The 12094-nt window shown below is 70.7% G+C and carries 13 protein-coding genes and 1 pseudogene; 9 read left to right on the top strand and 5 right to left on the bottom strand.

Annotated features, from left to right (window positions below; translation table 11 throughout):
* The first annotated feature begins 75 nt into the window (after positions 1 to 75).
* Together V3W46_RS09030 and V3W46_RS09025 are read left to right on the top strand one after the other, a co-directional pair.
* Positions 76 to 1152 (top strand): Gfo/Idh/MocA family protein, encoded by a 1077-nt coding sequence (locus tag V3W46_RS09030; protein WP_331782764.1) that lies wholly within the window; start codon positions 76 to 78, stop codon positions 1150 to 1152.
* Between the two features lie 141 nt (positions 1153 to 1293).
* Positions 1294 to 1806, top strand: coding sequence for a DUF6790 family protein (locus V3W46_RS09025; RefSeq protein ID WP_331782763.1), 513 nt, complete (start codon positions 1294 to 1296; stop codon positions 1804 to 1806).
* Between the two features lie 63 nt (positions 1807 to 1869).
* Here the strand turns inward: V3W46_RS09025 and V3W46_RS09020 are convergent, their stop codons facing one another.
* The 3 genes from V3W46_RS09020 to V3W46_RS09010 all read right to left on the bottom strand — a co-directional run bounded on the left by V3W46_RS09020 (position 1870) and on the right by V3W46_RS09010 (position 5155).
* The gene (locus V3W46_RS09020; RefSeq protein WP_331782762.1) at positions 1870 to 3111 is read right to left on the bottom strand and encodes a beta-ketoacyl-[acyl-carrier-protein] synthase family protein; all 1242 of its coding nucleotides are present in this window, start codon (positions 3109 to 3111) and stop codon (positions 1870 to 1872) included.
* 229 nt (positions 3112 to 3340) lie between these two features.
* Positions 3341 to 4135, bottom strand: coding sequence for a hypothetical protein (locus tag V3W46_RS09015; RefSeq protein WP_331782761.1), 795 nt, complete (start codon positions 4133 to 4135; stop codon positions 3341 to 3343).
* Between the two features lie 219 nt (positions 4136 to 4354).
* Positions 4355 to 5155 (bottom strand): fumarylacetoacetate hydrolase family protein, encoded by an 801-nt coding sequence (locus V3W46_RS09010; protein WP_331782760.1) that lies wholly within the window; start codon positions 5153 to 5155, stop codon positions 4355 to 4357.
* Positions 5156 to 5170: 15 nt separating this feature from the next.
* On the opposite strand from V3W46_RS09010, the gene V3W46_RS09005 reads away from it, so the two are divergent.
* The 5 genes from V3W46_RS09005 (at position 5171) to V3W46_RS08985 (ending at position 9364) form a co-directional block, all read left to right on the top strand.
* The gene (locus V3W46_RS09005) at positions 5171 to 5377 is read left to right on the top strand and encodes a hypothetical protein (RefSeq protein WP_331782759.1); all 207 of its coding nucleotides are present in this window, start codon (positions 5171 to 5173) and stop codon (positions 5375 to 5377) included.
* On the top strand, positions 5374 to 6282 hold the full coding sequence (locus V3W46_RS09000; RefSeq protein WP_331782758.1) for an alpha/beta hydrolase family protein: 909 nt from the start codon (positions 5374 to 5376) through the stop codon (positions 6280 to 6282). The genes V3W46_RS09005 and V3W46_RS09000 overlap by 4 nt, the downstream gene beginning before the upstream one ends.
* A gap of 63 nt (positions 6283 to 6345) precedes the next feature.
* Complete coding sequence (locus V3W46_RS08995) at positions 6346 to 6705, top strand: hypothetical protein (protein ID WP_331782757.1); 360 nt, start codon at positions 6346 to 6348, stop codon at positions 6703 to 6705.
* Positions 6706 to 6813: 108 nt separating this feature from the next.
* Entirely contained in the window at positions 6814 to 8532 is a 1719-nt protein-coding gene (locus V3W46_RS08990; RefSeq protein ID WP_331782756.1) for a lamin tail domain-containing protein, read from the top strand.
* A gap of 103 nt (positions 8533 to 8635) precedes the next feature.
* A complete protein-coding gene (locus tag V3W46_RS08985) occupies positions 8636 to 9364 on the top strand; it encodes a Pr6Pr family membrane protein (protein ID WP_331782755.1) in 729 nt (242 codons plus the stop codon).
* Here V3W46_RS08985 and V3W46_RS08980 read toward each other — a convergent pair.
* A complete protein-coding gene (locus V3W46_RS08980) occupies positions 9322 to 10212 on the bottom strand; it encodes a DUF5996 family protein (protein ID WP_331782754.1) in 891 nt (296 codons plus the stop codon). The two genes, V3W46_RS08985 and V3W46_RS08980, sit on opposite strands and share 43 nt — an antisense overlap.
* A 101-nt stretch (positions 10213 to 10313) precedes the next feature.
* Here V3W46_RS08980 and V3W46_RS08975 point away from each other — a divergent pair, with 101 nt between their 5' ends.
* Positions 10314 to 10523 carry a hypothetical protein gene (locus tag V3W46_RS08975; protein WP_331782753.1) on the top strand — a complete coding sequence of 70 codons (210 nt, stop codon included), beginning with the start codon at positions 10314 to 10316 and terminating at the stop codon, positions 10521 to 10523.
* Positions 10524 to 10590: 67 nt separating this feature from the next.
* Positions 10591 to 11343: a sulfite exporter TauE/SafE family protein gene (locus V3W46_RS19640; protein ID WP_443069960.1), complete on the top strand. Its 753-nt coding sequence runs from the start codon at positions 10591 to 10593 to the stop codon at positions 11341 to 11343.
* Positions 11344 to 11604: 261 nt separating this feature from the next.
* Here the strand turns inward: V3W46_RS19640 and V3W46_RS19635 are convergent.
* A pseudogene (locus V3W46_RS19635) lies at positions 11605 to 12075 on the bottom strand (HupE/UreJ family protein); the annotation flags it as partial.
* Positions 12076 to 12094: the final 19 nt, after the last annotated feature.

The following is a 12094-nucleotide window of genomic DNA, read 5'->3' as shown; positions in this document are numbered from 1 at the left end:
AGATCATCGGGCGCACGCCGGGCACCCCCGGGCTGCACTCCCCGCTCGGCGCGACGGTTCTGACACGATGGAGTCATGACCACCGATTCACCCGATGCCCGCGCAACCCAGAAACCGAACACAGGCGCAGGCCTGAACGCCAACGTGAGTACCACCGCGCGAGCCCTCCGCATCGGCATCCTCGGCGCCGCCGGCATTGCGCCCGCCGCGATCATCCGCCCCGCCCGCCGCCGCCACGATGTCGAGGTGGTCGCGGTGTCGTCGCGCCGGGCATCCGCCGCCGCCGACTACGCAGGCGCGCACGGCATCGAGCGGTCGTACGGCGGGTACGCCGAGATGCTCGCCGACCCCGACATCGACCTGGTCTACAACGCCTTGCCGCCCTCAGAGCACATGCAGTGGTCGATCGCAGCGCTCGAGGCCGGCAAGCACGTGCTCTGCGAGAAGCCGTTCGCCATGAATGCGGCGCAGGCCGAGGCGATGAACCGGTCGGCCGCCGACACCGGGCTGAGGCTCATCGAGGCCTTCCACGACCGCTACCATCCGCTCAGCCTCGAGGTCGACCGCATCGTCGATTCGGGCGTTCTGGGCGATATCGTCGACGTGCACGCCGACTTCTCGGGGTCGAACCCGTTCGATCCGAGGTCGATCAGGCACGATCCGGCCGTCGGCGGCGGCTCGCTGATGGATCTCGGCTGCTACCCCGTGCACTGGGTGCGCGCGCTGCTGCGCGACGAACCGACGGTGGTCGAGGCGCAGGCCACCCTGAATCCGCTCGGCGCCGACCTGACGATGGATGCCGCACTCACGTTCCCGTCGGGGGCCCGTGCCCGGGTGACCTCGAGCATGGTCGACGGCGTCACCCTGAACGCGACGCTCGACGTCACGGGCCGACGCGGAACGGTGCACGTCGACAACCTCGTCTTCCCGTCGTCGGGGCACAGCATCACGGTCGCGGTCGACGGCGTCGACTACGTCACCACCGTCGCTGGCCGCACCACCTACGACCACCAGCTCGACGCAGTGGTGGCGGGGCTGGCGAGCGGCGAGACGCTGCCCACTGAGGGCGCCGACACGGTCTCGAACATGGCGCTCATCGACGCGATCTACACGGCGGCGGGCTTCGACCGAACGGTGTACTCCGCTCGCTGAGCGGCGGCCCTCTGCGCGGCACATCCCCGAGCATCCCTCGACCGGGCGCCGCCGCTCCGCTACTCTCGTCTCAGGGTCGCCCGCGGCGCGTTCGCGGGCCGCCGCAGGAGCATTCTTCGTGCTGAGGGGAACGGGGTCGTCATGTCTGCCACCACCTATTCGACGCAGGCCGAGCAGAAGCCGAACCTGGTCGTGGGGCTGTTGCCCTTCGCCGGGGTGGTGCTGTTCGTCATCGCCGAGATCGTCACACTGGTGGCCTCGGGCACCAGCGGGTTTCTCGAGGCATCGACGCTGAACGCCGTGCTCTTTCTGATCGGCTCGTCGGGCATCGGCAACGGCATCGCCCACCTCTTCTTCGGCCCGGCGATCGCGCGGTCGATCGGCTGGCAGCCGGGGCCGTTTCAGTTCGAGGTGGGCGGCGCGAACCTCGCGATCGGCATCGCCGGGGTGGTGGGCGCCTTCTACGGCAGCGACTTCTGGCTGGCGGTGATCATCGTCGACCTGATCTTCCTGTTCATGGCGGGCGGCGGCCACATCGCCGAGATCGTCAGAAAGAAGAACTTCTCGATCAACAACGCCGGCCCCATTCTCTTTCTCGACTTTCTGATGCCGGCCTTCACCCTCGCCCTCTGGATCGCCTACACCGCGAGCTGACGCCGCGACCGGCCGCCCGTCACTCCCCCGACCACCGGTTCACCGAGCTGCGGATGCCCGGGCTCAGGCCGAGACGGGCACGAAGACGAGGCTGCCGTTGTGGCCGCCGAACCCGAAGCTGTTCGACAGAACAGGGCCGGGCTGCCAGGGCCGGGCATCCGTGGCGATGTCGAGGTCGATGGCCTCGTCTTGGTTCACGAGCCCCGCGGTCGGCGGAACGGTGGCGTTCTTGATCGTGAGGGCCACCGCGACCGCCTCGATGGCGCCGGCGGCGCCGAACGAATGGCCGGTGACGCCCTTGATGCTGGTGAGCACGGGACGCGCGTCGCCGAAGACCCGGGCGACGGCCTGGCTCTCGGCCGCGTCGTTCAGGCCGGTCGAGGTGCCGTGGGCGTTGATGTGGGTGATGTCGCCGGGCTCGAGGCCGGCGTCGTCGAGGGCGAGACGCATGGTGCGCTCGGCTCCGCGACCCTCGGGGGCGGGGGCCGTCACGTGGTAGGCGTCGGCGGTCGAGGCGGCGCCCTCGATGGTCATGTAGACGTGGGCGCCGCGCGCCAGGGCCTGATCGAGGGGCTCGAGCACGAGCATCCCACAGCCCTCTGAGGCCGCCAGGCCGTCGCGGTCGCGGTCGAACGGGCGCGAGATGCCCGACTTAGACAGGGCGCGCATGTTGCCGAAGCCGGCGATGCAGACCGGGGTGAGGCTCGAGTCGGTTCCGCCGGCGAGCACGACGTCGGCCGTGCCCTGGGCGATCATGCGCGCGCCGGCCGCTATGGCGTCGGTGCCCGCGGCGCAGGCGGTCGTGATAGTCGAGGCGGTTCCGCGCAGGCCGAAGCGGATGCTCAATGCCCCTGCAGCAGCGTTCGGCATCACCATCGGCACGGTGTGCGGCGACACGAGCCGCTCGCCACGGTCGCGCAGCACGTCGGCCTGCGCCGCGAACGTCTGGATTCCCCCGATGCCGGTGCCCATCGACACCGCCGCGCGGTCGAGGTCGACCTCGTCGACGAGCGGCTGCACGTCGGTCTCGGCGGGGCCGTCGTGTGCGGCATCTGCCAGCAGGCCGGCGTCGCGCAGCGCCTCGTCGGCGGCCACCACGGCGAAGTGCACGTTGATGTCGGCGTTCTTCGCGGCCTTGTGCGTCATCACCCGGCGCGCGTTCAGCTTCTCTTCGTCGACGCGCCGCACGGCGGCATCGGCCGCGGGCTCGAACAGGCTCTGCCAGAAGTCGTCGACGCCCACCCCGCCCGGCGTGACGACGCCGATTCCGGTCACGGCGACGGTGCGGTTCTGCAGTGGCTTCACGAACGGTTCTCCTCAACGTGCGTTTCGGGCGACGGATGCCCGGCAGAAGCCGGCGGCCCGACCAGTCATGCTCTGGTACCCCTCAACCCAAACACCCCGAGGCTGTCGGCGAGGCCCACGAGAGGCTAAACATCGTCGTGAGGATTTGTAGCATTCCCACCACAGATCCCGCGAGACGCGAACGTTTGCGCCACTGCAGCAGCGGGATCGCCTCGAGCAGCCTGCGGAATCAGCCCCAGGTGCCCGACGGCGATGCGTAGATCGGAACGGCCGTGTACGACCAGTGCGCGCCGTTGGCGTAGTGGCTCGCCGCCCACGGCGACGCCCAGATGGCCGCCTCGATCTGCGCGGTGGGCGCGCTCGCGGCGAACCCCGCGACGATGCCCGAGTAGCCGCCGACGCTGTGCAGCGCCTCGGCGGCGTTCTCGGCGGCCGTGACGAGGTTGTCGTAGCTGCCGAAGCCGCTGCCTCCGCCCGAGCCCCAGCCGTTGTTGAGCGGGTTGTTGCGGTTCCACCAGTCGTCGGGCCCGTTCTCCTGGCGCATCCAGCGCAGCATCACGGTGATGTTGGAGTCCGACATCGGAAAGCCGGCCAGGAACAGCACGAGGGTCGCCCAGTCGCGGTTGGTGCTGCCCGCCGAGAGGGTCTTGACGCCGGGGGTCGACGAATAGTCGTCACGCGTGATGATGACACCGCTCGCCGAGCCGGGAACGGAGATCACCTGAAGGGTGCCCTGCAGGCTCGACTGCGCGTACGACTCGGTGACGGGCAGCGGCGGCGGGGCGAGGGAGGTGATGGCGACCAGTGCGAACGCCGCGGCCGCCGCCGCGATGGCGACGATGCGCCCCACCCGGCGGGTGTCGGTGTCGAGGGGCCCCGGCTGCACCGCGCGCTGGGGCTGCTCCGGCATCCTGGGCATCCCGGGCATCCCGGGCATCCCGGGCATCCCGGGCTTCCCGGGCATCACGGCGCCGGAGCGCTGCGCGCCGGGGGTCGTCGCTGGGGAGGGGTTCGGTTTCGTCATGGGGGCTCAGCCGGTGGGGCGGCACGCCTCGCTCGAGGCAGCGCAAGACCCCAGATTACCAGCGGGGGCGGATGCTGCACAGGGGGCCGGGGCCGGCCGGCGACGCTGGGGCTGCCTATGGGCCACGCCCGGGCGGGCGGGCGGCGGCGCTCGGGGTGGCCTACGGGCCACGCTCGGGCAAGCCGGGCAGCGACGCTCGGCCCAGCCACCCGGCTAGGTTCAGACGACGGTGAAAGCGATCTCGGCCAGGCCGCCGATGCCGCCCGCCGCCGAGTCGCCCACCACCAGTGCACCGACGCCCGCGGGTGTACCCGTGAAGACGAGGTCGCCCGGCCTGAGCTCGACGAACGACGACAGCGCCGCCACGATCTCGGCGACGCTCCAGATCTGGTCGGCCAGGTCGCCGGTCTGCCGCCGCACGCCGTCGACGTCGAACCAGATGGGTGCGGCATCCGGATGCCCCGCCACTCCCGCCGGAACGAGCTCGCTGACCGGGCCCGAGTAGTCGAACCCCTTCGACAGATCCCAGGGGCGACGCTGCTGTTTCGCGGCATCCTGCAGATCGCGCCGGGTCAGGTCGACGCCCACGCCGTAGGCCACGACGTGGTCGAGGGCGTCGACGGGGTCGATGTCGCGGCCTCCGGTGCCGATGGCGACGACGAGTTCGATCTCGTGGCTGAGGTTCGCGGTCTGCGGGGGGTAGGGTACGGTGCCCGGGGCGATACCCTCTGCCGAGACCCCTTCGGCGACCGCGTAGACGGCGTCGGCCGGCTTGGTGAAGAAGAACGGCGGTTCGCGGTTGGGGTCGCCGCCCATCTCGCGGGCGTGCTCGGCGTAGTTGCGGCCGACGCAGTAGACCCGGCGAACGAAGAACCGGTCGGGCGTTGACTGCGTCGGGCCGGGCGTTGCCTGCGTCGGGTCGGGCGTTGCCCGCGTCGGGCCGGGCGTTGCCCGCACAGGAAGGCTGGTGGGTTCGGGCGCGACAGACGCGTTCGCGGCGGCGGTCATGGGTGAGGTCATGGGTGCCTCGTCTCTGTGCTGGTAGTCACGGTGCTGGTCGTCACGGTGCTGGTCGTCACGGTGCTGGTCGTCACGGTGCTGGTCGTCACGGTGCCGGTCGTCACGGTTCCGGCCGCCGGGCCGGGCGGCGACGATGCGCCTCGGCGAGGCTCATGCACTATTGTCGCAGTGGCGCGCGGCTCCCCGTTGCCAGCCCCCGTCCGCGGAAAGGCACCCCCGTGACTTCGATCGACTTCGGCATCGCATCGGCCCTCGGCGACATCCCCGCCACCCTCGTCACGCCCGACACGTCTGACCTCTCAGGAGCACGGGCCCCAGGAGCTCGGGCCGCGGGAGCACGGGCCGCGGGAGCACAGGCCGTGGGTGAGCGGCTCGACGTGCCCACAGACCCGAGAGAAGCCGACGGGCGGCCCGGCGTACCCGCGGTGCTCCTGCTGCACGGAACCGCCAGCAGCCGCAGCGAGGTCGGCGGAATGTTCGTTCGGCTCGCCGAGGCACTGGCGGCCCGCGGCGTCGCGTCGTTGCGCATCGACTTCGCCGGCAGCGGCGACAGCACCCGGCCGCAGACCGGGTTCACCGTCGCCTCGCAGCTGGCCGACGCGCAGGCCGCCTTCGACTGGCTGGCCGCCGAAGGCCGCATCGACGCGGGTCGCATCGGCGTGCTCGGGTTCTCGCAGGGGGGCATGATCGCGACACTGCTCGCAGGCCGGGAGCCGCAGGTGGCCGCCCTCACCCTGTGGTCGTCGGGCATCGTCGCCGGCGGTGCGTTCGGGGTCTTCGCGCCGTACTTCGAGGGGCTCGAAGCCGTCGACGAGGCCACGGTCGACCTCGGTTTCACGACGTTCACCTTCACACGCGAGTGGTGGCTGCAGGCGCAGAGCATGCCGCTCGTAGGCGCGATCGGGCGGTACGGGCATCCACTGTTCGTCGTGGCTGGCTCAGACGACGACACCATCGCGCCCGACGCGTCGCTCGAATTGCTCAGGCACGCCGCCTCGGCCGACGTCGAGTTTCGGATGATCGCGAACGCCGACCACATCTTTCGGGCGCTCGATGCGGGCTCGCCCCTGGCCGACACCGTGATCGAACTCACTGCCAGCTGGTTCGCCCACCGCCTGGGCGCCTGACGGCGGCGACGGAGGTAAACTGGCGGCTGGAACAGACCCTGCTCACTAGCGAAGGATGCCTCGGTGACCACTCAGACGCACGATTTGATGACACCCGAGACGAACGTGCAGCGCATCATGTGGACAGGTACCGCCTGGTTCGGCGTCGCCGTCGGCGCCTCGGCGATCACGCTCGCCCTGCTGCTCTCGTCGGGCTGGCGCCCGGCGATTCTGCCCATCGGCATGAAGGTGCTGTGGTGGATCGGGTCGGGCCTCGTCGCCCTCAGCATCGGCCTGATCGGCTGGTCGGGTTGCCCCATTCTCGAGGTCAACGTTCCGGTCGCCGACCGCAACAAGACGCGCACGATGCAACTGGGCACCCTGCTGTTCATCGTGGGCGGCTGCGCCGCGATGCTCGCCGTTCTGCTCGGGCCGGCCACCTAGGGCGGCACCCCGGCGCTGTTCTTCCGGCGTTCACGTTCTGTTCGCCGGCCGGGGGCACAGTGGAAGCTGTCTGAGAAGACTGACATCCACTGCTCCCGAAGGACTCCCATGCCCAGATTCTGGCGACCATCGACGGTTGCGCTCACCACACTCGCACTGGCGGTGCCCCTGCTTGCCGCCGTGGCACCTTCGGCCACCGCATCTGCGAGCGCCGCCGCACTGCCCACCCTCGTCGTGAACGAGGTCGACGCGAGCGGAGTGCCGCAAGACTGGATCGAGCTGAAGAACGTGGGTGCGGCATCCGTCGACGCCTCGGGCCTCATTCTCAAAGACGACAAAGACGACGACCGTTTCGACATTCCGGCCGGAACCGTCATCGCCGCCGGCGGCTACGCCACGTTCGACGTGGCCGGCTCGTTCGACGGCGCCTTCGGCCTGGGCAAGGGTGGTGATTCGGCCCGCCTGTTCCTCAGCGACAACACCACGCTCGTCGACGGCTTCACCTGGTCGAGCGACGCCGCGCCGGCGACGTGGGGCCGCTGCCCCGACGGCACCGGAGCCTTCGCCGTCACCAACGCCGGCACGAAGGGCGCCGCGAACGACTGCGTCACCGCTCCGCCGACGACACCGCCCACCACTCCCCCGACGGTGACGGATGCCCTGGCCTGGCCGGGCGGCGCTGATGTCAGCACGGCGAGCGTCAAAGACTTCTTCGGCAGCAACCTGAGCGGGCTGAACTACCAGCTCGGCGCCGGCGGCAGCCCCGACACGCTCTGGGCCGTGCAGAACGGCCCTGGCACGCTGTACCGCCTGCAGCAGAGCGGCACCGACTGGGTGCCCGCCACCGACGACGGCTGGGGCGCCGGCAAGGCGCTGCACTACGCCGACGGCACCGGCGACGTCGACGCCGAGGGTGTTGCCGTCACCGACACCGGCGTGTTCGTCTCGTCAGAGCGCGACAACGACCAGAACGATGTGAGCCGCCCTGCCGTGCTGCGCTACGACACCGGCGCCTCCGGCACCGAGCTCTCGGCCGCCATCGAGTGGAACCTCGCGGCAGACCTTCCGGCGGTCGGGGCGAACCTCGGTCTCGAGGGCATCACCTTCGTGCCCGACTCGTTTCTCGTGGCAGAGAAGTTCGTCGACGAGAAGACCGGCAGCGCCTACGACCCGGCGCGGTACGCGAACCACGGCGACGGGCTCTACTTCGTCGGGCTCGAGGGCACCGGCTCGGTGTACGCCTACGCGCTCGATCAGACCGACGGCTCGACGTTCACCCGCGTCGCGACCATCGCGAGCGGGTTCCCCTCCATCATGGAGGTGCAGTACGACCCCGAGAAGCGGGCGCTCTGGGCCGTCTGCGACAACACCTGCGGGGGTCAGTTCGCGCTGCTCGACGTGGCCCAGTCGGGCGCCGACGCCGGCCACTTCGCCGTGACGACCGTCTACAACCGCCCCGCCGGGCTCGGCGACTTCAACAACGAGGGCTTCGTCACCGCCCCGCAGGCGCTCTGCGCCGACGGCGTCAAGCCGGTGTTCTGGGCCGACGACGACGAAGACGACGGCTACTCGCTGCGACAGGGCACGATCGACTGCACCGCGGCGGCCGTCACCCCGACCGACCCGACTGCCACACCGACACCCAGCACGCCGGCGGCCCCCGCGGCCGGCGCCGCAGCCGGCGGCAGCGGCTCGGGCACGAGCACCGGCACCGGCGCCCTGGCCTCCACCGGCTCGGAGCCCCTGCTGCCCGCGGGCGTGGGCGTGCTGGTGCTGCTGACGGGAGCCCTGGTGCTGACCGTCACGCGCCGGCGCAGGCGCGCCTGAGCGACGGCCGCCCGGTGAGGGGTGCGGGTGCCCGGGCATCCGCACCCCTCACCGATACCATGGCTGAGTGTGGGCGACGGGGTGCCCCGGGGAGGGGTACGACATGACCGAAGCGACGACGGATGCCCGCCTGCGTGCCGCTCGCACCTGGTTCGGTGCCATCGCCGTCGTCGTGGCCTTCGCGCTCGTGGTTCAGCTCATCCTGATCTTCACCGGCGGCCAAGACGCCAACTCGGGCTCGAGCGGATCGGGCGAGAGCCTCGGCACCCGCCTCGGTCGGCTGTTCAGCTTCTTCACCATCCAGAGCAACCTGTTCGTGCTTGGCACGTCGATCGTGCTGGCCCTGCGCCCCGCCCGCGACGGCCGCGTCTGGCGCGTGCTGCGGCTCGACGCGCTGCTCGGCATCATCATCACCGGCCTCGTCTACGAGACCGTGCTCGCGCCGCTAGTGCACCTCACCGGGTGGGCGTTCGTGGCGACGATCTGCTTCCACTACATCTCACCCTGGGCGACGCTGATCGGCTGGCTGCTCTTCGGGCCGCGGCCGCGCATACCGTGGAGCACCACCGCGTGGGCCTTCGTCTGGCCGGTGCTGTGGCTCGTCTACACGTTCGCGCACGGGGCCGTCAGCGGCTGGTACCCGTACCCGTTCCTCGACGTCACCACGATCGGCCTCGGCGACTCGCTTCGCAACTCCGCGGTCATCCTCGTCATCGGCATCGTGATCACGGTGCTGCTGACCGTCGCAGATCACCGGCTGCCCGCGACACCCCGCCCGGCGCCGCCCCCTCAGGCCTCGCCCCAGGAGCCGAGGCCCGCCGCGGCGTCGTAGGTCGCCTGCAGAAACGAGAGCACCAGCGCGTCGGGATCGTCGGCCGCCCTTGCCACCTCGTAGGGCAGCAGAAACTCGCCGTACTCTGCGCTGAAGAACGCGCCCGCCGGCATCGGCGCGTCGGCGAAGCCCTCGGGCGACGGATAGGCGTACGAGTAGAACGCGCCCTCGGCGCCGCCGCCCGGCCAGAATCCGGCGCTGCTGATCTCGTGCGAATAACCCTCGACCATCACGCGGGCGGGGCAGTTCGGCACGCCACCGGGATGCTCGGGTGCGGGGCGTCCGGAGAAGCGGGTGACCGCCAGGTCCATCGCTCCCCAGAAGAAGTGCACGGGACTGACCTTGCCGGTGAACTGCGCACGGAACCGCCCCAGAACCCGGTCGGCCTGAATGAGCTGCAGCCAGAACGCGTGGATGCTCGCGCGGTCATATGACGCGTGAACAGTGTCGTCGGCGAACGGAATCGCCTCAGCGACCTCGTTGGGCACCGGGTGGATGTTCGCTTCGACGCCGACGCGCCGCAGGGCATCCTGAACCTCGCCGAAGAAGGTCGCGACCGTCATCGGGCGAAGCGCCACCACCTGGCGACCGCCGGCGCTGTGCCGAACGACGAACTCGTGGTCGACGAGGTCGAACTCCATGTCGAACACGTCGACCCCGTGCGGAATGGCGCCGGTGGTGAGGCCCCTGGCACTGACGTAGAGCGGCACCTGCCACCAGTGGTTCACCATCGGCGCGAACGCCATGCGGATCTTGCCGACGATCTGAGTGAACATGTGGAAGGTCGAGCGGGTGTCTGGCCACTGGTCGACGGCCAGCGCGGGCCACGCCTTCGGTTCGCGGGTCATGAGCACCAGCGTAGACGTGGGCGCCAGCGTTGAGCAGTACCCGCTGCGCCCTCGCAGCGCAACGGGGGGCGCCAGCCGGTGGGTGAGCGTAGGTTCGGCACATGACCACTTCAGACGACAAGCCCGACGCCACCCTGACCGGCAACACCGATCGCGACACCGACTCGAGCGCGCCCGCCAGCACCGACAGCGACGCCGGTGCCAGCACCGACCCGAACGCCTCCGACCCCTTCCACGATTTCAGCGTGCCGCAGGACGCCGACTTCACGTCGACCGAGACCGAGGAGCCCGACGACACCGACGGGCAGTAGGAGGCCTGGAGCTGTCGCGCGGCCCACTGGCGCGCTTCGCACGCGTGCGCTGTGACAGGGTGGTCACGTGACCGGTGCAGCGGAGTGGGCGTTCCTTCTGAGCGCCGGGCTCGTCGCGGGCGTCATCGGAACGGCGGGCGGCATCACGTCGCTCGTGGCGTATCCGGCGCTGCTCGCGGTGGGCATTCCGCCCCTCGCGGCCAACGTCACCAACTCCGTCGCCCTGCTCGGCAGCGGGTTCGGCTCGGCCCTGCGCGCCGGGCCGGATGTGACGGGGCACTCGCGCACCATCCGAACCTGGCTGCCGCCCACCGTCGTGTTCTCGCTGGCCGGGGCCGTGCTGCTGGTCGTGACGCCGAGCGACGTGTTCGACCGTGTCGTGCCGTTTCTCGTGGCCGCCGGGTCGGTCATCCTGCTGCTGCAGCCCGCCATCTCACGCTGGCAGCAGCGCGGCGGCACCCGGCTCAGCCGAACCACCATCGGCGCCTCGGGTGCCGGCGTCGCCCTGTACAACGGCTACTTCGGCGCCGGATCGGGCATTCTGTTGATCGCCCTGCTGCTGCTCAGCACCGAGCCGGTGCTGCACCGCGCCAACGCCCTGAAGAACGTGATTCTCGTCGTCGCCGACATTCTGCCGGCCGTGCTGTTCGCCGTGCTCGGCACGGTGGTGTGGCACTCGGTGTGGCCGCTCGCCATTGGTGCCGTCGCGGGCGGACTGATCGGCCCGAGCGTCGCCCGTCGGGTGCCTGCCGCGATTCTGCGCTGGTGCATCGCGGCATGCGGGTTCGCCCTCGCGGCGTGGCTGTTCGTGAGCTACTGAGGCCCGCGACGGCGGCGCCGAAGCACCGACACGCTCAGCCCGTCTTCGGCTTAGCATCACGCCCAGGGCAGCGCCCAGGGCAGCGAGCCACAGCCCGGCGACCACCGGAATCGACAGCACGCCGATGGCGTCGGCCATGGTGGCCACCGGGTTCGCGAACCCGATTCGCGCGACCAGCCAGCCGACGGCGGCGACCGCGGTGGCCACGGCCGCCATCGCCCGCAGCACGGAGTAGCGCCGTGTGCGCGTACGTGACAGCACGATGAGCGGCGGCAGCACGAGGGCGACGACCGCGAGCTGCATCGCCTCGATGCCGAGGTTGAAGCCGAGCAGCGATAGCGCGAGCCTCACGCCGGTCAGGTCGAGTTCGCGCAGCGTCTCCGAGAAGGCCAGCCCGTGAACGAGGCCGAACAGCCCGGCGATCAGCACCTCCCTGCCCGCGAAGATCGGCCTCAGTGCATGCACGGCCGCGACGAGGATGCTCGCGGCGATCAGCACCTCGATGAGCCCCGCCGGCACGGGCAGCCCCATCGCGCCGAGCGCTAGCGTGATCGAGTGCCCCACCGTGAAGGCCAGCGTGATCGACGCGATGCGGCGCACCGCCGTCTTCACCGGGGCGACGGATGCCCATCGGCGGCCGCGCGCGACGAGGGGCGCGGGCAGCAGCAGCGTGAGCAGGAACAGCTGGTGATCGGTGCCCTGCTGAATGTGCTGCACCCCGAGCGTCACCATGCCGGCGAAGCCGCTCCAG

This window comes from Subtercola sp. YIM 133946 (assembly GCF_036553535.1).
Taxonomy (GTDB): domain Bacteria; phylum Actinomycetota; class Actinomycetes; order Actinomycetales; family Microbacteriaceae; genus Subtercola.
Note: the sequence above shows the minus strand (reverse complement) of the source record. Positions and strands in the feature narration are given on the sequence as shown.